This window comes from Novosphingobium sp. PhB55, from assembly GCF_004368805.1.
Lineage (GTDB): Bacteria > Pseudomonadota > Alphaproteobacteria > Sphingomonadales > Sphingomonadaceae > Novosphingobium.
In genome coordinates this window covers 784,044-806,184 of record NZ_SODQ01000001.1, presented here as the reverse complement: position 1 = coordinate 806,184, position 22,141 = coordinate 784,044, and the positions used below count along the sequence as shown (strand labels likewise).

16 protein-coding genes are annotated in these 22,141 nt (G+C 65.4%); 6 read left to right on the top strand and 10 right to left on the bottom strand.

From position 1 onward, the window contains the following. The first annotated feature begins 119 nt into the window (after positions 1-119). The gene (locus EDF57_RS03790; protein WP_132263336.1) at positions 120-2,420 is read left to right on the top strand and encodes an EAL domain-containing protein; all 2,301 of its coding nucleotides are present in this window, start codon (positions 120-122) and stop codon (positions 2,418-2,420) included. 373 nt (positions 2,421-2,793) lie between these two features. Here the strand turns inward: EDF57_RS03790 and zapE are convergent, their stop codons facing one another. From zapE to EDF57_RS03775, 3 genes are read right to left on the bottom strand one after another with little or no spacing between them, the layout of a single operon-like run. Continuing rightward, complete coding sequence (zapE, locus tag EDF57_RS03785) at positions 2,794-3,909, bottom strand: cell division protein ZapE (RefSeq protein WP_132263335.1); 1,116 nt, start codon at positions 3,907-3,909, stop codon at positions 2,794-2,796. Then, complete coding sequence (locus tag EDF57_RS03780) at positions 3,906-4,364, bottom strand: PaaI family thioesterase (RefSeq protein WP_134093116.1); 459 nt, start codon at positions 4,362-4,364, stop codon at positions 3,906-3,908. Before EDF57_RS03780 ends, zapE begins: the two co-directional genes overlap by 4 nt. Before the next feature lie 30 nt (positions 4,365-4,394). Beyond that, positions 4,395-5,177 (bottom strand): succinate dehydrogenase iron-sulfur subunit, encoded by a 783-nt coding sequence (locus EDF57_RS03775; RefSeq protein ID WP_132263331.1) that lies wholly within the window; start codon positions 5,175-5,177, stop codon positions 4,395-4,397. A gap of 307 nt (positions 5,178-5,484) precedes the next feature. On the opposite strand from EDF57_RS03775, the gene EDF57_RS03770 reads away from it, so the two are divergent. Continuing rightward, the gene (locus tag EDF57_RS03770; RefSeq protein ID WP_243840855.1) at positions 5,485-5,769 is read left to right on the top strand and encodes a DUF4242 domain-containing protein; all 285 of its coding nucleotides are present in this window, start codon (positions 5,485-5,487) and stop codon (positions 5,767-5,769) included. Positions 5,770-5,868: 99 nt separating this feature from the next. Here the strand turns inward: EDF57_RS03770 and EDF57_RS03765 are convergent, their stop codons facing one another. Continuing rightward, positions 5,869-8,721, bottom strand: a complete 2,853-nt coding sequence (locus EDF57_RS03765) for a ribonuclease E/G (protein ID WP_134093115.1) — start codon at positions 8,719-8,721, stop codon at positions 5,869-5,871. A gap of 646 nt (positions 8,722-9,367) precedes the next feature. Between EDF57_RS03765 and EDF57_RS03760 the strand changes: the two genes are divergently transcribed. The 3 genes from EDF57_RS03760 (at position 9,368) to EDF57_RS03750 (ending at position 14,199) form a co-directional block, all read left to right on the top strand. Then, entirely contained in the window at positions 9,368-10,237 is an 870-nt protein-coding gene (locus EDF57_RS03760; RefSeq protein ID WP_132263328.1) for an N-acetylmuramoyl-L-alanine amidase, read from the top strand. A 208-nt stretch (positions 10,238-10,445) separates the two neighbouring features. Beyond that, positions 10,446-12,992 carry a transglycosylase domain-containing protein gene (locus EDF57_RS03755; RefSeq protein ID WP_134093114.1) on the top strand — a complete coding sequence of 849 codons (2,547 nt, stop codon included), beginning with the start codon at positions 10,446-10,448 and terminating at the stop codon, positions 12,990-12,992. An 85-nt stretch (positions 12,993-13,077) separates the two neighbouring features. Continuing rightward, positions 13,078-14,199 carry an alpha/beta hydrolase gene (locus tag EDF57_RS03750; RefSeq protein WP_243840854.1) on the top strand — a complete coding sequence of 374 codons (1,122 nt, stop codon included), beginning with the start codon at positions 13,078-13,080 and terminating at the stop codon, positions 14,197-14,199. A 93-nt stretch (positions 14,200-14,292) separates the two neighbouring features. On the opposite strand, the gene EDF57_RS03745 is transcribed toward EDF57_RS03750, so the two are convergent. Beyond that, positions 14,293-15,096: a helix-turn-helix domain-containing protein gene (locus EDF57_RS03745; protein ID WP_132263324.1), complete on the bottom strand. Its 804-nt coding sequence runs from the start codon at positions 15,094-15,096 to the stop codon at positions 14,293-14,295. 377 nt (positions 15,097-15,473) lie between these two features. Between EDF57_RS03745 and EDF57_RS03740 the strand changes: the two genes are divergently transcribed. Beyond that, a complete protein-coding gene (locus tag EDF57_RS03740) occupies positions 15,474-16,361 on the top strand; it encodes an enoyl-CoA hydratase/isomerase family protein (protein ID WP_134093113.1) in 888 nt (295 codons plus the stop codon). Here the strand turns inward: EDF57_RS03740 and EDF57_RS03735 are convergent. From EDF57_RS03735 to EDF57_RS03715, 5 genes are read right to left on the bottom strand one after another with little or no spacing between them, the layout of a single operon-like run. Continuing rightward, on the bottom strand, positions 16,284-17,717 hold the full coding sequence (locus EDF57_RS03735; protein ID WP_134093112.1) for an amidohydrolase family protein: 1,434 nt from the start codon (positions 17,715-17,717) through the stop codon (positions 16,284-16,286). The two genes, EDF57_RS03740 and EDF57_RS03735, sit on opposite strands and share 78 nt — an antisense overlap. After that, positions 17,711-18,916: a CoA transferase gene (locus EDF57_RS03730; RefSeq protein WP_134093111.1), complete on the bottom strand. Its 1,206-nt coding sequence runs from the start codon at positions 18,914-18,916 to the stop codon at positions 17,711-17,713. Before EDF57_RS03730 ends, EDF57_RS03735 begins: the two co-directional genes overlap by 7 nt. Continuing rightward, entirely contained in the window at positions 18,900-20,399 is a 1,500-nt protein-coding gene (locus tag EDF57_RS03725; protein ID WP_134093110.1) for a class I adenylate-forming enzyme family protein, read from the bottom strand. The genes EDF57_RS03730 and EDF57_RS03725 overlap by 17 nt, the downstream gene beginning before the upstream one ends. Positions 20,400-20,441: 42 nt before the next feature. After that, positions 20,442-20,732, bottom strand: coding sequence for a hypothetical protein (locus EDF57_RS03720; protein ID WP_134093109.1), 291 nt, complete (start codon positions 20,730-20,732; stop codon positions 20,442-20,444). A gap of 38 nt (positions 20,733-20,770) precedes the next feature. Continuing rightward, positions 20,771-22,000: a CoA transferase gene (locus tag EDF57_RS03715; protein ID WP_132263312.1), complete on the bottom strand. Its 1,230-nt coding sequence runs from the start codon at positions 21,998-22,000 to the stop codon at positions 20,771-20,773. Positions 22,001-22,141: the final 141 nt, after the last annotated feature.

Sequence of the window (22,141 nt, the reverse complement as noted above, 5' to 3'; positions counted from 1 at the left end):
TCGCAGGGTGTGCATGAAGTTAGCAGCGCATCAGTACACGATTGAATTGCGGACGCTTTCCGACGAGGAAAGCCATGTCCTGCGTGAGGGCGTAGAGGGGAATGATTTGCGAGGCCATTATGTCTGACCTCGGCGCAAGGGCCGCGAAGATCTGGAAGAGCGCCAGATTCCGGATCGTCTTCTGGGCCGCACTCACGGGCGTCATCCTGGGCGTGACCGGAGCCGCGCTGCCGCTGGAGGACGTGCTCGTGAACGGGCGTACCTGGCTGCGGCTTCACCCGTCCAACGGCGAGATCGTCATGGTCTTGCAGGACGGCAAGACGCTGGAAGAGTTGGAAGTCCTGGACGTTTCGCGCCTGGACGATGCTACGGTTATTCGCCGGATACTCGAGGCAGGCGGCAAGAGAATTTTCGTCGACCGTTCCTTGAACGACGATGGAAAGACACCCGGCCGCGAGCAGTTCGTGGAAACTTTGAAGGCTTTTCCAGATCGCGTTTTCCTGGGCGCTATGCCGGCCAAGGATGGGCCTCGCGGGAATTATGCTGCGGTGGTGCCTTCACGGGCATTCCTTGAGAATGCTCGCGCCGTTTCGCTGCTTGCGCTCGATCATCCGTTCAACCTGAGCCTCAGCTTGCCATTTTCGTCCGACAGTCCGATCGGCGTCATTCCGAGCATGGCGGCGAGAATCGCCGGCGTGTCCCGCCCTAGCGACCGCGTTTTCCGTCCTGACTACGCTATCGATTACACCACCATCCCGACCGTCAGCTATGTCGACATATTGAAGGGTCGGTTCGACCCCGCAGTGGTGCGCGGCAAGGACATCATCATCGCCCCGAGCGCGGAAGTCTATCATGACCTCCATACTCTGCCTGCGCAGGGCTATGCGCCCGGAGCGTTCTTCCACGCCATCGCGGCGGAGACGTTGAAGGACGGCGTTCCGATTGAGCTTGGCTGGTCGCCAGCGTTTCTGGTGGTGCTGGGTGTGGTGCTTTCGGGACTTGGCCGAGGCAGGGTGCTCGACATCTATCGTTTCACGGGCTTGGTTGCAGTGCTCATTGTCGCGCCTCTGGCCCTCGATCATTTCCGCATTCAGGTGGATATCGTACCTGCCATCGCCGTGGCGGCCGTGGCGGTATTCCGCATGCGGAACCTCGACCGCGTCGAGGTGGCAGGAGAAACCAATTCGGGATCGGGCCTGCCCAGCGTCCAGGTTCTGCGCAAGTACGAGGCGGTTTCGAGCCGTATCCTGGTCGCGCTTCAGATCCGGAACTATGGCGCAATCATCGGCAGCTTCGCCGAGCATGTCGAGGGGCAAGTCGCCAACGAGATCGTCCGCCGCATCCGCATCAGCGACAGCGAAGTGGTGGTCTACCACGAAGGCGGCATGTTCATGTGGCTCTCGACCATCCGCAGCACTTTCGACTTGTTCGAGAACCTCGAAGGGCTGCACCGGATCGTCCAGAATGGCATCCAGGTCGGCGGTCTGGACATCGACCTTTCGTTCAACTGCGGGATCGATTCGGAATTCGACCGGCCGGTATCCAGCCGCGTCGCCAGCGCCATGCAGTCGGCCGAGGAGGCAGTGCGCAACGACGAACTCGTCTACAAGTTCGACAGCCGCAAGCACGAGGCGCAGTGGGAAATCTCGCTGCTGACGCAGCTCGACCGTGCCATCGACAATGGCGAGGTCTGGGTGGCCTATCAGCCCAAGCTCGATGTCGCGAGCAACCGGATCATGGGCGCAGAAGCTCTCGTACGCTGGACGCATCCGGAGCGCGGTCCGATCAGCCCGGACAAGTTCATCCGCATCGCGGAAGAATTCCACCGGATCGAGCGCATTACGCGCTTCGTGATCGACGATGCCGTTCGCTCTGCCGTGGAACTGCGCCGCCAGGGCCTCGACATGACAGTGTCGGTGAACATCTCCGCGCAGCTTCTGCGCAACCCCGGCCTGCCGGTGATGATCGCCGAAATTCTCGATGCCTACGGACTGCCCGCCGACCAGCTGATTCTCGAGATCACCGAGACCGACCGACTCGATCGTAGCTCCCGAACCTTCCAGATGCTGCAGAAGCTGGTGCAGTCGGGCATCCGGCTGTCGATCGACGATTTCGGAACAGGCAACGCGACGATCGACTACTTGCGCTATCTTCCGGCCACCGAGGTCAAGATCGACAAGGTCTTCGTCCAGGCGATGGAAGGCAACAAGGAAGACCTCCTGCTCGTCCAGTCGATCATCGAAATGGCTCATTCGCAGGATCGCACGGTTGTGGCCGAAGGCGTCGAGACGCAGGCGGCTCTGGAGATCCTGCGCGCCATGCAGTGCGACGCCATTCAGGGGTACTATGTCAGCCGCCCAGTCCCATTCCGGGATCTCCTGACGCAGATCGTGGGAAGAGAGTCTCGGCGAACTGGTTAAAAAAGTCTTGATGACTTCTTAACCCATTGTTATCCATGTCCTCAGCCGCAAAATAGCGGCGGATCACATGGGGTAATGTTATGTACAGCTGGAACTGGGGCAGCCTCGGCCGCTAATAACCAATTGGGTGCGGCGCTTCGAAAGAAGCGCCGCACTTTTCCGTTGGGGCTCGGTGAAATTGGCCGAATTCCTTGGGTTTTTACTACCAGCATGATACGCACCAAGTATTCGGACGCCCTTTCCAAGCATGGAGTGGGGCGTTTTTTATTGGTGGGAATGCCTGCAGAGGCAAACGAATCGGACGAGCATCACCGCTCGCGAAAGCCGCTCGGGGGCTTCGCGTTAACGACCGATTCGCAAATCGTTAACGATTTCAGTCTTCGCCGTGACCCATGGCGAGATAATCGGCGCTCTGCATCTCGTTGAGACGGCTTACCGTGCGCTCGAATTCGAAGCGTCCATCGCCGGCCTGATAGAGGTCTTCCGGCGAGGCATCGGCCGCGGCGATGAGCTTTACCTTGTTCTCGTAGAGCGCGTCGATCAGCGTCACGAAACGCGCCGCCTCGTTGCGGCGGTCGGGACCCATCCTGGGAATCCCCACGAGAATGACGGTGTGATAGGCGCGCGAGATCGCCAGGTAGTCGGCCGCCCCGCGGGCTTCGCCGCAGAGCCGCTTGAAGCTGAACACGCCCACGCCCTTGAGGCTCTTGGGAACGTGAAGCATGCGCCCGCCGCCGACGTCGAGGTCGGCTGAAGGGACATGGTCGCTGTCCTCTGGCGGATAGTCGGTAAGGCGGTAGAAGGCCTCGCGGGCCTGCTCGGTGGCTTCCTCGCCCAGCGGGTAGTGCCAGGTGGCCATGCCGCCCAGACGATGGAGACGGTAATCCGTTGGCCCGTTCAGCGTCAGCACGTCCAGTTCCTTCTCGATCAGGTCGATGAAGGGCAGGAAATGCTCGCGGTTCAGGCCGTTCTTGTAGAGATCCTTCGGCGCACGGTTCGATGTGGTGACGATGGTCACGCCTTCATCGAGGATCAGATGCGTGAAGAGCCGGCTCATGATCATGGCATCGGCGGAATTGTTCACCACCATCTCGTCGAAGGCGAGAACGCGCACGTTGCGCGCGATCGTGGCGGCGACGGGCGGAATGGGATCGCCGCTTTCCTTGCGGCGTTCCTCGCGCAGCAGCGCGTGGACTTCCAGCATGAAGGCGTGAAAATGGATCCGGCGCTTTTCCTCGATGTCGAGCGTCTGATGGAACAGGTCCATCAGCATCGACTTGCCGCGCCCGACACCGCCCCACATGTAGAGACCGCGGGGGGAGGGGGCTTTCTTGCCCAGCAGCTTACCGAAGAGGCCGGTCGAAGTCCGCGCCTTGTAGATCTCGCGCTGGAGCTGGTTGAGCCGCTCGGCAGCGGCGGCCTGCTCCGGGTCGGATCGCAGTTCGCCGGTGGCCACCAGGGCCTCGTAGCGTTCGAGCATCGCGGTCATCGCACGCTCGGCTTGCGAAGAGTGCCGAGGAAGCTGGACACGAGACGGTCTCCCTGCTCGACGGAGCCGCGAAGGAACACGAGACGGCCCGTTTCGCGCATCACTTCGCACAGCACGTCCAGCGGTTCGCCGATTTGGCCCGCGCCTATGAACTGGTTGTGCAGGTCCAGCGTCACCGAGCCGGACACCTGGGCGCCGAGCACGCTGAACATTGTCGCGAACATGGCCACGTCCACGAAGGCGAGGGTGACGCCGCCGTGGACATTGCCGTGCATGTTGCTGTGGCGGCGTTCCAGATCGAGCAGGCGGACGCGGGCACTGCGCTCGCCTTCCCGCCTGATGATCATCGGACCCAGCCCGACCGCGTTGAAGCGGGTATCGTCGTCGAGCGTCCAGGTGAACCAGCCCGGATGACCCGGGGCCGGTTCGTGGATGAATTCCGCGTCAGGCTGCACGACGAAGGGTCCGCGATCCGATCCTGCGGATCAGACCTGGCGCTCTGCCTGCATTTTCTTGATCTCTGCGATGGCGCGTGCCGGCGAGAGGCCCTTGGGGCAGACGTTGGCGCAGTTCATGATGGTGTGGCAGCGATAGAGACGGAAGGGATCTTCCAACTCGTCCAGGCGCTCACCGGTCATTTCGTCGCGGCTGTCGGCCAGCCAGCGATAGGCCTGGAGCAGGATCGCCGGGCCCAGGAACTTGTCGGAATTCCACCAGTAGCTGGGGCACGAGGTCGAGCAGCAGGCGCACAGGATGCACTCGTAGAGGCCGTCCAGCTTCTCGCGCTGTTCCGGGCTCTGGAGGCGTTCCTTGCCCGAAGGCGTGGTCGAAACGGTCTGCAGCCAGGGACGGATCGAGGCGTACTGCGCGTAGAAGTGCGTGAAATCAGGGACGAGGTCCTTGATCACTTCCATGTGCGGCAGCGGCGTGATGCGAATGTCGCCTTTGAGGTCTTCGATCGCCGTGGTGCAAGCGAGACCGTTCGAGCCGTTCATGTTCATCGCGCAGGAACCGCAGATGCCTTCGCGGCAGGAGCGGCGGAAGGTCAGCGTCGAATCCAGCTCGTTCTTGATCTTGATGATCGCGTCGAGGACCATCGGACCGCAATTGTCGAGGTCGATCTCGAACGTGTCGTAGCGCGGGTTCTCGCCCGAATCCGGGTCGTAGCGATAGACGGTGAACTTCTTGACGCGCGCGGCGCCCTCGGCCTTGTGAACCTTGCCCTGCTTCTTGATCTTGCTGTTGGCCGGGAGGGTGAAGCTCGCCATGAAGAAATCCCCGTGATCTTGCACTGCGGCACGAACCGCGACTGAATGTCCCCTTAGCGATTCAGCCGCGCGGAGCAAGGGCCAGAGTGCTGCTGAGAGCGGTTTCGTGGCCTCATGGTGTTGCAAATCGGTCCCGCGGGATTGCGGCAGGCGAACGATTCCGGTCGATACGGAAGGCGTCGATCGTGGAATGGCCCGGCGTTCGGGGCTATGGTCGGTCGGTGGCGGCGGCGTGCGAGGGCATTCCGGACGGAGGCACAGATCGGATTGCCAATCGGGCGCTCGCCCTGTTTTCAGGAGAGCGAGCATGATGAAGCGCTATGTGATCGAACGCGACCTTCCGGGTGTAGGCGCGATGAGCGATGCGGAACTGGGCGGAGCCACGCGCACCTCGAATGCCGCTCTGGCCAGGATCGCAGGCATCCAGTGGGAGCATTCCTACGTGGCGGGCGACAAGACCTTCTGCATCTATCTGGCGGAGAACGAGGATCTGATCCGCAAGCATGCCGAGCTTTCGGGCTTTCCGGCCAGTCGCATCACCGAAGTCACCACTATCATCGATCCCACCACCGAGCGCACTTGCGCTGTGTGATAGTGCTGCGTGCCAAAGAAAAAGGCCCCGCACGGTCCCGTGCGAGGCCCTTTTTCCTGGAGTGTGTGAAGGGCCGCGCAGGCCGCCCTTCACATATCCTCAGTTGCCGAAAGTACGCTGCCACCAGCCGCGACGCGGCGAGGACGGGTCTTCGGCCGAGTCGTTCGCGCTGTCGCCATCGGCGGGCGCTGCGGCTGCAGGCTCTTCCACCTTGGCGGCTTCGACGGCGGGCGTCTCGGCAGCAGGTTCGGCTGCCGCTTCGACGGTTTCCACCTTCTTGCGGCGCGTCCGCTTCGGCTTGGCCGGAGCCTCTTCGGCCGCCGGTGCTTCCACGGGTGCAGGCGCCTCCGCTACGGCGTCCACGGCATCCGCCTTCTTGCGGCGGGTGCGCTTCGGCTTGGCAGGAGCTTCCTCTGCCACCGGAGCTTCGACCGGCGCTTCCGTCACGGCTTCGACCGGTGCTTCCACGACATCCGCCTTCTTGCGACGGGTGCGCTTCGGCTTGGCAGGGGCTTCTTCGGCCGCCGGCGCTTCGACGGGGGCTTCTGCCGGCGCTTCCGCTACGGCTTCCACGGCATCCGCCTTCTTGCGGCGGGTGCGCTTCGGCTTGGCAGGAGCTTCCTCCACCGCGACGACCGGCTCCGCGGCGACCACGACTTCGGCAACCACTTCCACCGGTTCCTCGGCTTCGGTGCCAGCTTCGTCGGCGGCATCTTCGCCGGCTTCGTCGCCAGCGTGCTCACCGTTTTCGCCGTTCTCACCGTTGCGACGACCGCGACGGCGACGACCGCCACGGCGGCGACGCTTGCGGGGGGCATCCGAATCGTCGCCTTCACCGGCGGGCGCGAAGTCTTCTTCGCCAGCCTCGGCATCGCCTTCGGTTTCGCCTGCTTCGTCACCGGACTCTTCGCCTTCGGCTTCGAACTCGCCCTCGGCGCCCTGGTCGTCGCGCTGGTCGCGGTTGCGGCCACGGCGGCGCTTGCGGCGCTTGCGCCGCGAACCGCCTTCGCCGTCCTCGTCACGACCTTCACCACGGCCACGCGATTCCTCGCGGGCTTCTTCTTCGAACTCGTCCTCTTCGTCGATGAAGTCATCCTCGACGTCTTCGGCGATCGGTTCGAAGCGCGGCACGAAGTCGTTGCGCGGGCCGGAAGAGACGACGCGCATCTTCGCGCCTTCGTTCTCGCCCTCGGGGATCACTTCGACGTTGACGCCGTAACGATCCTCGATGTCGGCCAGGTCGGTGCGCTTGGCGTTGAGCAGGTAGATCGCCGCTTCGGTCGACGCGAAGAGCGACACCACGACGCCCTTGCCCTTGGCCGCTTCGTCTTCGATGAGACGCAGCGCCGAGAGGCCCGCCGAACTGGCGGTGCGGACGAGGCCGGTGCCGTCGCAGTGCGGGCAGGAGCGGGTGGTCGCTTCCAGGACGCCGGTGCGCAGGCGCTGACGGCTCATTTCCATCAGGCCGAAGCTGGAAATGCGGCCGACCTGGATGCGGGCGCGATCGTTCTTGAGCGCTTCCTTGACGGCCTTCTCGACCTTGCGGACGTTCGAGCCGTACTCCATGTCGATGAAGTCGATCACGACGAGGCCGGCCATGTCGCGCAGGCGAAGCTGGCGGGCGATTTCCTGCGCGGCTTCGAGGTTGGTGGCGACCGCCGTCTGCTCGATGCCGTGCTCCTTGGTGGCGCGGCCCGAGTTGATGTCGATCGAGACGAGCGCCTCGGTCGGGTTGATGACGATGTAGCCGCCCGAACGCAGCTGCACGACGGGGTCGTACATCGCCGTCAGCTGGTCTTCTGCGCCGAAGCGCTGGAACAGCGGGACCGGATCGGCGTAAGGCTTAACCTTGCGGCCGTGGCTGGGCATCAGGAGCTTCATGAAGTCCTTTGCCGCGCGGTAGCCTTCCTCGCCCTCGACGATCACTTCCTCGATGTCGCGATTGTAGATGTCGCGGATGGCGCGCTTGATCAGGTCGCTGTCCGAATGGATCAGCGCCGGAGCGGCCGAACGCATCGTCATCTCGCGCAGTTCGTCCCAGAGGCGGGCGAGGTAGTCGAAATCGCGCTTGATCTCGGTCTTGGTGCGCTGGAGGCCGGCGGTGCGCACGATGCAGCCCATCGAACGCGGCAGGTCCATTTCGGCGATGATCGACTTCAGGCGCTTGCGGTCCGAAGCCGAGCTGATCTTGCGGCTGATGCCGCCGCCGTGGCTGGAATTCGGCATGAGCACGCAGTAGCGACCCGCCAGGCTGAGGTAGGTGGTGAGGGCGGCGCCCTTGTTGCCGCGTTCTTCCTTGACGACCTGCACCAGCAGCACCTGGCGGCGGTGGATCACGTCCTGGATCTTGTAGCGGCGGCGCAGCGCCATGCGCTTGGCGCGCAGTTCGTCGGCTTCCTTCGAGCGGCCACCGTTACGGCCACCCTGGCGGCGACCGCGTCCGCGGCGTCCACGACCCGAGGATTCTTCTTCCGAAGCGTCTTCGTCCGAAGTCTCGAAGCCGTTCTCGACGTTGCCGTCCTCGATCGTGGCGACATGGTCCTTTTCGGACGTGTCGACCTCGGTCAGGCCGCCGTCCTGGAAGTCTTCGCCTTCGTAGCCTTCGCCACCTTCTTCGTCCTCGTCATCGCCTTCCGAAGCGCGCAGGGCGGCTTCTTCCTCGGCATGCGCGGCTTCTTCCGCCAGCAGGGCCTCGCGGTCCTCCTTGGGGATCTGGTAGTAGTCGGGGTGGATTTCGCTGAAGGCAAGGAAGCCATGGCGATTGCCGCCGAAGTCGACGAACGCCGCCTGGAGCGAAGGTTCCACGCGGGTGACCTTCGCCAGGTAGATGTTGCCCTTTATCTGCTTCTTGTCGGCCGATTCGAAATCGAACTCTTCAATGCGATTTCCCTTGAGTACCGCCACCCGCGTTTCTTCCGGGTGGCGCGCATCGATGAGCATGCGCGTTGCCATTGTATATTCTCCGTACGCGCTCTGCCCCGGCCGGATCAGCCAGGGCGGCGCGTGTCTGTTCGATGGTGCCCGCCGCGAGAAGGTCGGGCCTGCCGGATGCGGCAAGGCCAGCCTCGAAACGGGCGGAGGTAAAGTTGGAAACGGGGCAATCCAGCGCCCCGAGTGCGACTGTTTTCTTGTCTGTCGCGGCAGAGGCCGCGATGGTGCCCGCTGTCTTCCGGTGGATTGCCAGGAGACGGGCGGGCGTGTCTGCGAGCGGAAGTGCGCGTGGCGAGTTCGGACACGCGAAGAATTGCGCCCACACCGCCACCGCCCTCTCGGGCGTCGGCTGGCAAGGCGGCAATTGGCTTCTCATCTCTCGCGTCAACCTGTTCGATCCGGAACGAATTTTCCGGTTTTTGACGGCCGGGATTTGGCTTGGTCGGCCCTGTCCGGCACCATCCTAGTGGTGTCTGTCCGGATTTCGAAGGCCGAAGCTTCTTGGGCCCGGGTCGAAACGGCCTAGCATTCAAGACACTGCACGGCAAGTTCATTGCCGAACAGTGAGCGTTATCGCCGTGCGGATTGCCGCCAGGCGCGTGAAATCGGGGGAAAAGCGCTGTTCGGCGGGATTGCGGCGAGCGGTGGGCGATCCTAGTCAAATGGGATGTCGCGCAGCACGCAGCTCGTCATGATCCTTTCCGCGCCCCTGGCGCTGGCGATCGCATTGTGGGTGCTCTGGCCGCGTTTCTTCCCCTCGCAGCGTGATCTCGACTATGTCGTGCGCTTCGATCTGCCCGAGGTGGGCATGCCGGTGGACCTGCCGCGGATCGACGGGCCCGGCGATGCCAGCCGGCCGCTGGTGGTGATCGACGCGGGTCACGGCGGTTTCGATCCCGGCGCCGGGCAGGGCGATGCCAAGGAAAAGACGGTCGCACTCAGGATCGCCCTGGCGCTGCGCAACCGGCTGCTGGAGGACGGCGGCATTCGCGTGGCGCTGACCCGCGATGCCGATCGCTTCATTGCACTGCCGGACCGGCCGGACATGGCGCGGCGGCTTGGCGCCGACCTTTTCGTGTCGATCCATGCAGACAGCGCGGACAGCGACGCCGCGCGCGGGGCCAGCGTCTATGTCCTGTCCGAAAAGGGCTCCAGCGAGGCTGCCGAGCGCTTCGCCGCGCGGGAAAACGCGGCGGGGCGGGTCAATGGCGTCGCCCTGGCGCAGACCAGCCAGACGGTGGGCGCGATCCTGCTCGACCTGTCGCAGCGGGGCACCCAGGCCGGCTCCACGCAAGTCGGCGAACTCGTGCTGCGCGAGATGCGCGGCGCCAACCTCGGCCTCCACCGGGACCAGGTGCAGACCGCGGCGCTGGCCGTGCTCAAGGCGCCGGATATCCCCTCGATCCTGTTCGAGACCGGCTATATCAACAATGAGGCGGACGCTCAGCTGCTGACATCCCGCGCGGGGCAGCAGGCTCTGGCGGATGCCGCGGCCAGGGCCATCCGCGCCTATTTCGCCCGGAAAGTCGGCGTCTGACCGTCTCTTCTGCGTGCAGGAGCGGTTCGAGCAGAACGGTCGCTGCGACGAAAAGAGCACGCCGCATCTGGCCTTGCGCAAAAAGCCCGTGCTAGAGCCCGAGCCGCTGAACCGGGGCGTAGCAGTTTCCGATCCATCTTTGTTGCGGCATTTTTCCGGGTCCTCAGGTGTTTCCACCTGACCTGAAAATGCTCTAGAGGCAGTCGAAATGACCGACGAGATCATCGACAACGGCTCCGAGCAGCCGCCCGAGGACGCCCACTATCGCATCAGCCGTGGTGCCGGCCGTCGTTTCGGCCGACCCTTCGCTGCATTTGGGGGCGCCTGGCGCGAACGCAAGTGGCTGCGCCGCTTCACTTATGCCGCAGGAACCGGACTCGTCGCGCTCGGCGGGCTCTGGGTCGCCTTCACCCACGATCTTCCCGACGCCAGCAAGCTGCTGGAATATCAGCCGCCTTTGCCCACCATGGTGCGCGGCGTCGATGGCCAGATCGTCTACAGTTATGCCCGCGAGCGCCGCGTCCAGCTACGCTACGTCGATTTCCCGAGGCCGCTGGTCGACGCTTTCCTCTCGGCCGAGGACAAGACGTTCTGGACCCACGGCGGCGTCGATGTCACCGGGCTTGCCGGTGCGGTCGTGGACTATGCCTCCAAGCTCGGCACCGGGGGCCGCGCGCGCGGCGGTTCGACGATCACCCAGCAGGTGGCCAAGAACATCCTGATCGGCGACGAATACTCGGTCACGCGCAAGCTCAAGGAAATGGTCGTCGCCCGCCGTATCGAGAGCGTGCTGAACAAGCCGCAGATTCTGGAACTCTACCTCAACGAGATTCCGCTGGGCCGCCAGAGCTTCGGCGTCCAGGCTGCTGCCCGGGCCTATTTCGGCAAGGATGTCGACCAGCTCCAGCTCCACGAAGCCGCGTTCCTGGCGATCCTGCCCAAGGCGCCGGAGCGTTACGGCCGCAAGCAGTACGAGGACATGGCGGTCGAGCGCCGCAACTGGGTGCTCGATCAGATGGTGACCAACGGCTGGGCGACGCGCGCCGATGCCGACGCCGCCAAGGCTCAGCCGCTCGGCCTGATCGCCCGCCGCGTCGAGACTTATCCTTCCGGCAACGGCTACTTCATCGAGGAAGTGCGCCGCCGCCTGATCGACCAGTACGGCGAAAAGGCCGAGGACGGGCCGAACAGCGTCTATGCCGGCGGCCTCTGGGTGCGCACTTCGCTCGATCCGCAGATGCAGGGCGCCGTGCGCGATGCCCTGCGCGCGGGTCTGCTGCGCTATCAGGGCGGGCGGGCCTGGGCCCATCCGATCGCGCATATCGACGACATGAGCACCTGGCAGTCCCAGCTGATCGTTTCCAACAAGACGATCGACTACAAGGACTGGCGCGTCGGCGTGATCGTCGATCGCAGCGGCTCGACCGGCCGGATCGGGTTCTCCGACGGCAATATCTCGGCGCTCACCAATATCTCGGAACTCGCCAAAGTGGGTGACCTCGTCGCCGCGGCGCCGGTTTCCTCGGATACGTACGCAGTTCGCACCATTCCCGAGGTTTCGGGCGGCATGGTGATCGAGCAGCCGGGCACCGGCCGCATCATGGCGATGCAGGGCGGGTTCGATTCCGGGCTCGATTCCTTCAACCGCGCCGTGCAGGCCGAACGTCAGCCTGGCTCCACCATCAAGCCCTTCGTCTACGCCACCGGCCTGCAATACGGCATGACGCCGGCGACCCAGGTGCTCGACGGCACGTTCTGCGTCTATCAGGGCGGGGCGCTGGGCAACAAATGCTTCCGCAACTTCGGCGGCGAAGGCGGTTCCGGCAGCCACACCATGCGTTGGGGCCTGGAACAGTCCCGCAACCTGATGACCATCCGCATCGCCAACGACACCGGCATGAAGCGCGTGGTGAAGACCTTCAAGACCGTCGGCATCGGGGACTACAAGCCCTACTTATCCTTCGCGCTCGGCGCGGGCGAAACCACGGTTTCGCGCATGGTCAACGCCTACTCCGCCCTGGCGAACAACGGCGTGCAGTTCGCGTCCTCGCCGATCGATTACGTGCAGGACCGCAATGGCAAGGTGATCTGGAAGCCGGACAACCGCCGCTGCGATACCTGCAACATGCCGGAATGGGACGGCAAGCCGATGCCGCGCGTCGTGCGCCGGGGCAAGCAGGTGATCGATTCCGGCACTGCCTACCAGGTGGTCCACATGCTCGAAGGCGTGGTGACCCGCGGCACCGCCGTGGTCCTGCGCGACCTTGGCATGCCGATGTTCGGCAAGACCGGCACCACCAACGGCCCGACCGACGTCTGGTTCGTCGGCGGTACGCAGGACTATGTCGGCGGCGTCTACCTCGGCTACGATACGCCGCGCTCGCTCGGCGGCTATGCGCAAGGTGGCCGTATTTCCGCGCCGATCTTCAAGCAGGTGGTCCAGGCCACGCGCGAGCGCTGGGGTACGCAGCCGTTCGTCGCGCCTGCGGGGATCCGCATGGTCCGCATCGATCGCGTCAGCGGCAAGCAGGTCATGGGCGTCGAGCCGGGCAACGACCCGAAGGCGGCCGTGATCTGGGAAGCCTTCAAGCCCGATACCGAGCCGCGCCAGTATTCGCCTGAAGACGAATTCGCGCGCCGCCGCGATGCGCTTGTCGCCGAGATTCGCGGCGTGCGCGAAGCCCGCCAGGCCGCGATCACCGCCAGTTCCGGTGAGCAGCAGGACTTCGCCGAACAACAGGGTGGCGTTTATTGAGCCTGCGAGGCGGGCGGGAGGTCTCTCTCGCTCGCCAAGCGTGAATTGCAGCCATACAACGGGCCTCTCTAACAGGGAGGATTGGATGCAATTCGTGATCGGTACGAAGAAAAGAACTTCGACTCTCGCACATTTCGGGCTGGGAATGACGGCGCTGGCCGTCGCTTTCGCGCCCTTTGGCCTTGCCGCGAAGGAAGCGGCTGCGGTCTCGGCGCCCGCACCGGCGTCAGGAGCCACGGGCTCGCCCTATGTGCGGCCGGACGTGGCGGCCTATCTCAAGGCGTCGAACGCGCATCCGATGCCGCCGCTGACGGCCGAAGTGATCGCGCAGATCCGCAAGCTGCCGCCGTCGGCCATGCCGTCCCGCGACCTTCCCGTCGGCGATCTCGCGGTGATGAAGGACCTGACCATGCCGGGGCCGGGCGGATCGATCCCCCTGCGCCTGTTCGATACGCGGGCAGAGCGCGGACCGGGACCGGTGGTGGTGTTCTATCACGGCGGTGGCTACGTGCTGGGCAGCATCGATACCCATGCCGCGCTGGCCGCCGAAATCTCGCGTCAGCTCGACTTGCCGGTGGTCTCGGTCGAATATCGCCTGGCGCCGGAGCATCCCTGGCCCGCCGCACCCGATGACGGAGAGGCTGCCGCGCGCTGGGTGGCCGCGAACGGCAAGGCACTGGGCCGCGATGTCACGGGACTGGTTCTCAGCGGCGATAGCGCCGGCGGCAATCTCACCCTGATCGCCGCGGCGGCCCTGCGCGACAAGCCGGCGGCCGTGCCCGTGATCCTGCAAGTGCCGATCTATCCTGCCGCCGATTTCACCCGCAGCTATCCTTCGGCGCAACAGTTCGCCAAGGGCTACGGCCTGGACGACAGCATGACCGCGCTGTTCCAGAAGCACTATGCCGCCGATCCCAAGAGCCCGCGCAGCTCCCCGATCCTGGGCAGCCTGGCCGGCCTGCCGCCCACGGTTCTGGTCACGGCGGGGCTCGACCCGCTGCGCGATCAGGGCCGCGCTTATGCCGCGAAGCTCGTCGAGGCGGGCGTGCCGACGGCTTTCTATGAAGGCCGCGGACTGGTCCACGGTTTCGCGACCTTCCGGCAGGCGATCCCGTCCGCCCAGACGGATACGGCGAACTTCCTCAAGATCGCCCGCACCATGCTGGACGAGATCCAGGCCGGCCAGAAGCAGGCCGGACAGAAGTAAGCGCTCCAAAGGAAAAGGCCTCGCGGTCATGCCGCGAGGCCTTTTTTCCGTTGCCGGTTCCGGCGGCGGTTCTCGCCCCCGGTCAGGCTGCCTTCAAGCCGCGTGCGAGAGCAGTTCCGGCTCGGGCATCGGCGTGGGATCGGGCAGGCACTTGCGCATCGCGTCACCCAGCGAGTGCAGCAGCGCCTCGGGATTGACCTTGTCGTCCTTGCCGTAGATCAGGCTGATGACCAGCGGGTGACCCTCGGGCTGGCGCGGGACGAGGCCGGAAAGGGCCTCGGCGCCGCTACCGAAACCGGCCGGGCCAAACACATGGCGCGGGTCGCGGCAGGTATCGATGCGGTTCATCATGTCGGCGAACTGGAACTTGCCCTGCTCGTCGGCTTCGGCATTGAGACGGCGGACCATGCCCTCGCAGCGCTGGCGTGCGATGGTGGACAGCATGAGCCAGCCGGCTCCGTTCTGGGCGAGGGGTTCCTTGATCCCGCCGGCCAGTTCGCGCGTTGCGGCAAGGGCACGCGGGCCATGGCGCCAGTTCACGATCTGCACGTCCAGCCCGACCATCGAGGTGAGCGCGACCGAAAGGCCGGTCTGGGCGACCAGGCGGTCCATCAGGCGGACGATCCGGCCGTCGCGGACCAGTTCGGGCTGGCCCGAAGTGCCGATCAACGCGGCGCGGGGCGTGAGGCTATAGGCGCGGGAATAGGGATCCTTGTGAAGCAGACCGAGTTCCACGAGGCTCGAAAGCAGTTCCGACGTGCTCGACTGTGGCCGATTGTAGCGGCGCACGATGTCCATGACGGTCGCTTCGCGGTGGGAATCGTCGAAATATTCGAGCACTTCGATGACGCGGCGAGCAATCTTCGCCTTGTTCGATGAGGTCGTCTTTCCAGGCATGAGGTCTCTCCTCCCTCCGGGTGGTGATGGAAACTCACTTCTCTCCTCGAGTCGGTCTCTATAAAAACTGAGCCTGACTCGTTTTTTGCTAAACCGGGTTAGCATCATGGCGATGCTGCTTCAATAGGCTTCGCGCATGCGATGATGTCGAAATGGAGGTAGTGCCAAGGAACTGGCGGATTTCTGCCATTTTATGCCCGAAACAATGCGTTGGAGCGCAAGTTTGCTGCGGCGGGCTGGCCTTGGCGAAGAGGGATGGGCATGTTTCAAGCGGCACAGGCAATTGACCGGAAAGGTAATGCACTGCGGTGACTCCAGACGATGTGACCCTCTCCCTGCAGGACCTGGCCGCCCCCGGTAGCTGCCCGGATTGGCCGATGGCCTTCGTCGATCTGGGAAAAGAGGCCCGGGACGCCCCCGGATTTCGGCTGCCGCCTTATCCGGTGATCGGCCTGGGTCCTTGCGATCATCCGCTGGCAGCGCGACTCGACGCCTACCTCGAACCGCGCTTCACGCCCGAGGCCTTGTTGGCGGCGGTGCGTGACCAGCCGAGCGCGGCGGCGGTGGTGACGCAGTTGCTGCGCATTCTGGATCATTTAACCGATGAGGAAGCACTCGTCGCCGAGTCGCTGGCCTATGCAGTGCTGCAGGGCAGCGACGCGCATCGGCGCTGGATCGCCGCGCGGCCCCCGGAGCACGCCGCGCTTCGCGAAGGGCGGGTAACGCTTGCGCGCGAAAGGGACATTCTGACCGTCACGCTGGATCGGCCGGAAGCGGGCAACGCCATCGATCGGACCATGCGCGACGCGCTTCATGAGGCCTTCGCTCTGGCCAATGCCGACCGGACCATCGAGCGGGTCCGCCTGCGGGCGGAGGGGCGCAGCTTCAGCCTGGGCGCGGACCTTTCGGAGTTCGGCACCACGACCGATCCGGCCACGGCCCATGCGATCCGCTGTGTCACGCTCCCCGCACGCGAGGCGCTGATGTGCGCGGACCGCATGGAAGTGCACATCGACGGGGCCTGCATCGGCGCCGGGCTCGAACTGGCGGCTTGCGCGGCGCGGATCACGGCGAGCCGCCGCGCGTGGTTTCAGTTGCCCGAACTGGCGATGGGCATATTGCCCGGGGCCGGGGGCTGCGTGTCGCTCAGCCGGCGGATCGGCCGCCAGCGCACGTTGCTGATGGTGTTAAGCGGCCGCCGTCTCGGCGCTCGCGAGGCGTTGGCCTGGGGTCTGGTCGATGCGCTGGTGGACGACCCGACCTGACGCGATCGTCATGCGTACATCCCCGCTGTCCAGACGGCCGCGCGCTTCCTGCCAGGTTCGGTCGAGCAGGCACAAGTCGGCTTGTTCGCCCACGGCGATGCGGCGCTGGCGTGAGAGGTCGAGCGGATCGGAAAGATAGAGTGCCAGCGCCTGCTCGGGCGTCAGGGCCTCTTCCGGCGTAAACGGGACGCCCGCGGCGGTGCGGCGCTGGACGGCAGCGCGCATGCCGGCCCAAGGGTCCGTGCTGCCGTAAGGCGCGTCGCTTCCTCCGGCGAGGCAGATCCCGGCGTCCTGCAGGCTGCGCAGACGGTACAAGTCGGGATGGTGCCGGGTTTCGACTTCGGCAAGATAGCGGTCGCCATGTCCAGCGACGAACTGCGGTTGCACGCAGGCCTTGAGGTTCAGGTCGGCGAGGTGCGCCGCAAGTTCGGGCGAAACGACCGAGGCATGTTCGATCCGGTCACCGTCCAGGCTTCCCGCGGCCTCCAGCAGGGCGAGGGTGAAGACCATCTCCACTTCGGTGACGCAGTGGACCGCCACGCCGCGGCCCTGATCGTGCGCCTGGGTGATCCAGGCGCTCGTCTGCTCGAAATCCGGCAAGGCGCTTTCGTGCAAGTGGAGTTTGGCGGGGCCGAGGCGCCAGCCGTCCTGCTGCTGCGCGGACGCAAGCGACAGGGCGCCGCCCAGAACCACCGACTGTTTCAAAGCGCCGCCCGTGCGCTGCGCAGCAAAATGGCGGGCCATTGCCGGATCGTTGCGCGGTGACAGATCGGTGATGCCGGTTATGCCCGAGGCCGCCAGACGGCTGCTGGTCGCGGCAAAGTCCGGAGGTGTGCTGCCCAGGGTTTGCTGCAGCCAGCGGTCCTCGTCGAACAGCCTGCCGGTGAAGTGTCCGTTCTCGCGCTCCAGGCCGGGCGGGGCGGGGCCCCGGTCGAGCAGTTCTGAAAGCGCCAAGCTGTTGAGGAACCACATGCGGCCCGTCCTGTGCTGCATGCGCAGCGGCCGCGAGGGGACGATCGTGTCGAGCATGCGGGCATCGGGCAGCGTGCCGCCCAGAATGCTTTCGCAGAAACCTGTGGCGCGCAGCCAACCCTCGCCGGACTGGGATAGCGCGCCGATCAGCGCGTCGCGGTCGGACACTTGCGGCGGCCCGCAAAAGACCGAGGCCTCGCGCACCGCCAGCGCGGCAAGGTGGAGATGATGGTCGTGAAGGCCCGGTAGCAAGGCGCCACCGCGAGCCAGGATGACTGGCTCTCCCGCGCGGGGCTGGAGCGTGCCGATGGCTGTGACGAGCCGCCCTTCCAGGCGCAAGTCGGCCGTGCCCTGGCCGTGGATCTCGGCATCGCGGATCAGCATGCGAGCGCCGCGGCAAGGTAACGTTCGGTATCGGCGCCGAGCGGACGGACGGGCGCGCTCGGAACCCGCGGGGCAAGAGCGGGAAAGGGATGGCCGACTGCCTGGCCCCAGCTGCGAAGTTCGCAGTCGAGCGCGGCGCGGTCGAAGGCGCGTTCCTCGGCCAGCGCCATGGCCACGATCGCGCTCATCGACAGGCCGATCCGCCTGGCACCCCCTTGCTGCAACGCACGAAGCACTTCGCGCGCGCCGACGATGCCGGTCAGCGGATCGGCGATGGCATCGCCCACATATCCGATTTCGCCGGTGACTTCGGCAAGGGCGCGGGACAAGCCCCCGGCCACGCCGCAATCGTTGCCGATCCCGACCCAGTTGGCCGGCTCCCCGCGCGCGCCGTGGCCGGTCACGGTCAGCCAGACCAGCCCCGGAATCTCGCGCACAAGCGCGTCGGCATCGATGCCGAGATGGCGCAGCGCCCTGGGGCGCGAGCTTTCGATGACCACGTTGGCGCTGCGAATAAGGCCGATCAGACGCGCTTTCTGTTCGGCGCTGGCGAAATCGACGAGCAGGCTCGCCTTGCCCTGGTTGATGCGGTCAAACGTGGCGGGATCGTCGCGTCGGATCAGGTCCGGGCGCGTAAGGCTTTCCACTTTTACGACTTCCATGCCGGCTTGCCATAGCAAGTGGCCCGCCAGCGGGCCCGCCCAGATGGCCGAGAGATCCACCACCAGCGGACGATGTCCAGCGGTGCGCCTGCGCTTGTCTCCGCGTTCCAGGATTTCGACTGGAGCGGATACCGGTTCCTCGTCGGCGCTTGCCACGGGCAATCCCAGCATGCGCCCGCGCTGCAGCAGATCGGCGCAGTCATGCCGGAGGGCGGCTGCGGCGATGGCGGCATGATCGAAGACCGCCAACGCCTCGTCCTGGAACAGGGCGGGCAGGAGTTCGCGGTCGACATCGCGGATCAGGGTGAGTGCGAACCAGCGGCCGTCGCGGGTCGGCAGGAGGCGGCTGCCACCAAGCCCGGCGGAAATGCGGCCGCCGATGCGGTAGCCGCCATGGGCGCCGCGTTCGCCAAGCAGGGCGGCGCCGTGGAGGCGGGGCAGGCCATGGTCGCGCGTGAGCGCCGCCAGTTGCCGGTCGGCCCAGCGCGCCAGCGGGATTGCGGGCCCCTTGGCCTGTGCGTCAGCCGGCAAGGACATCCTTGACCTTGCGGCGCAGGAGCTTGCCCATTTCGTTGTATGGAAGCTCCGACAAGAACACGATTTTCTCGGGCACGCGCGAGGAGCGCAGCCGTGCGCGGACAAGGTCCTTGAGGTCCGGCTCGGCAGGCATGTCGTGTCCGTCACGCAGCACGATGGCGACGCCCACGGCTTCGCCCCATTCCACCGAGGGGATCGCGCAGGCGCAGGCATCGGCCACGGCAGGATGGGTCAGCAGCACGTCCTCGATCTCGCCGGGGGACATGTTCTCGCCGCCGCGCACGATCACGTCGTCGGCGCGGCCGGACAGGAAGAGGTAGCCGTGTTCGTCCATGTAGCCGGCATCGCGGGTGGGGAACCAGCCTTGCGCGTCGAGCGCGCTCTTTTCCTTGTATTCTCCCGAGACCTGTTCGCCGCGGACATAGATCTCGCCGGGCTGGCCGGGGCCGAGGGTCTCGCCGTCTTCGCCGCGAATCTCGATCTCCACCGTGGGGATCGGCTTGCCGAGCGAGGTCAGCCGCGCGCGGATCGCGGGGTCCTGGGAGGCGAGCGCCTCGCGGTGATCGTCCGGGCCGAGCAGGGCGACGGTGGAGCTGGTTTCGGTGAGGCCGTAGGCATTGGTGAAGCCCGCTTCGGGGAACAGCTCCAGGGCCTTGCGGATCACTTCGAGTGGCATCTTGCCGCCACCATAAGCGATCGCGCGGAGACTGGATATGCCTGCCGCGCCGGCCCGCTCCATCGCTTCGATGATGCGCGCGAGCATGGTCGGGACGACGAAGGCGTTGGACACCTGTTCGTTCGCGACGAGCGAGAGCCAGCCTTCGGGCGAGAAGGCGGGAAGCATGACGATCCGGCGCAGCGAATAGATCGAGGAGAGCAGGGCGGAAATGCCGGCGATATGATAAGGCGGCACGACCACGAGCGCGGCATCGCCCTCATCGGCGGTGCCGAATTCCACGGTGCCGAAGATGTACCCCAGCAAGTTGGAATGGCGCAGGATCGCCGCTTTCGGCGCTGCGGTGGTGCCGCTGGTGAAGAGCTGGATCGCCACCCCTTCGCCGGGATCGTATTCGCGCGCATCCTCGGCGGGGACGGTTTCCTGAGCCTTTAGTGAGAACTCTTCTCTGGAAAGCACCGTATGGCCCTGGTCCCCGGCAAGGCGGGTGATGCGCTCCTCGTCGCCGATCACCAGCGCCGGGGCTATGCGGCCGAGCAGGGCGGCGAGATCGGCATCGGGCAGGCGGTAGTTGAGCGGGCAATAGGGCACGCCCGCCAGCGCGGCGCCGAACACCGCGATCACCGCCGCCTCGCTGCTTTCATCGAGCAGCGCGACATATTGAGCATCGCTTTGCCGGATCAGTTCGAAGGCCCCCCGTGCTGCCGCCAGCAGGTCGCCGTAAGTCCACCGCTTGCCCTCGCAGACGAGGCCGACGCGGTCGGGCGCGGCTTCTGCCGCCATTTCGAGGAGGAGGGCGATGTTCATCGGTGAGCGGGGCCTTGAAGCGCTTGCGGGAGAATGCCGGGATCAGTCGGAGGCGGGAAGCGGCTTGGCGTCCTTGACCACCAGCGCCACGCCGTCGACCGAGAGCGAACCCTTCCCGGGCTTCACGCAAAGCAGTTCGTACCTGCCGTCCGCATCGACGTAGCGTTTCCCCATGAGCGTGCCGGCCGAAAAGTCGGCCGCCAGCGGGGCGGCATCGGCGGGCTTGGCTTCGTCCATCGGTGCGCCGCCGCATTCGATCGTGCCGTCGGCAGCGCGGATCACCATGACTTCGGTGTCGCAGGCAGCGCTCTTGAGACGGGTTCCAGGCTTCATCTTCTAGGTTCCTTGCAGTCGAATTGTCGGGAGCGGGATCAGGCGATCGCGCCCTTGGACTTGAGATCCTCGATCCGGTCCCAGTCCACGCCCATCTCCATGAGCACGATTTCGGTATGTTCCGAGGCCTGGGGCGAGCGCGTGGTTTCCAGCGCCTCGCCATTGAACTGGACGGGGCCGCGCACCAGTTTCAGCGGCTCTCCGCCGTCGGCGCCCTCGACCTCGATCAGCATGTCGTTGGCGAGCGCCTGCTCGTCGCTGGCCAGTTCGAGCAAGTTGAGGATCGGCGCCCACTGGCCCTTCAGCGTCTTCAGATGCTCCCGCCAATAGGCGAAGGGTTTCTCGGCGAAAGCGGCGACCAGGATGTCGCTGGCGGCCTTGGAGTGCTCGATCAGGCTGAGCACATCCTGGAAGCGCGGATCGTCCGCGGCTTCGGGCCGGCCGACATGTTCGAAGGTGTCGCGAATGAGCCCGGTCGGGCTGACCATGCACAAGTTGATGGTGCGATTGTCGGACGTCCAGAAATTGCCCATGAAGGGGTTCTTGGCACCGCCGCCCGAGCTGGGCATCGCGTTCTTGGTGATCACGCCGGTCTCGACGGCCTGCGCGATGTTCGCGCCCGAGGCCCAGGCCGCGGTGCTCATCAGCGAGACGTCGAGTTCCGCGGCCTCGCCGGTCTTCTCGCGGTGGAAGAGTGCGGCGGAGATGCCGCCGGCAATGAACATGCCGCCGATCGAATCGCCGAAGGCAGGCATCCCCTGGGAGAGCGGACCGGGCAGTTCGGGCGGGGTCATGCAATCGGCAATGCCGCTGCGCGACCAGAAGGCGGTGCCGTCGAAGCCGCCTTTTTCGCGCTCGGGTCCCTTGTCGCCCCAGGCACTGCCGCGCGCATAGATGATGTTCGGATTGGCGGCGCGGATATGCTCGACGTCGAAGCGGTTCTTCTGGCGCACCTGCGGAAGGTAGTTGGTGAGAAACACGTCGCAGTGCTTCGCCATTTCGTAGAGCAGTTCCTGGCCTTCCGCGGTCGAGAGGTCGATGCCGACGCTGCGCTTGCCGCGATTGGGATGCTCGAACAGCGTATGGCGCAAGGGATCGAGCTGGACGCCGCCCATGTTGAGGAAGCCGCGCTGGGTATCGCCGCGCACGGGATGCTCGATCTTGATGACGTCCGCGCCCCAGTCGGCCAGGATCGCTCCGGCGGCCGGTGTGAATGTGAACTGCGCCACTTCGAGGACGCGCACCCCCTGCATCACCTTAGTTGCCATCGTCTGCCTGTCCCCGCTCATCGCTGAAAATTCTGTTATCGCTATGAAATCTTCGGCGAAGAGTGCCCGAGAGGCCCGGATTTCCGCCTCCGCCGAGGCTTCATTCGATTTGAGCGCAAAGGTGGGGGCTGGCAACCCGCG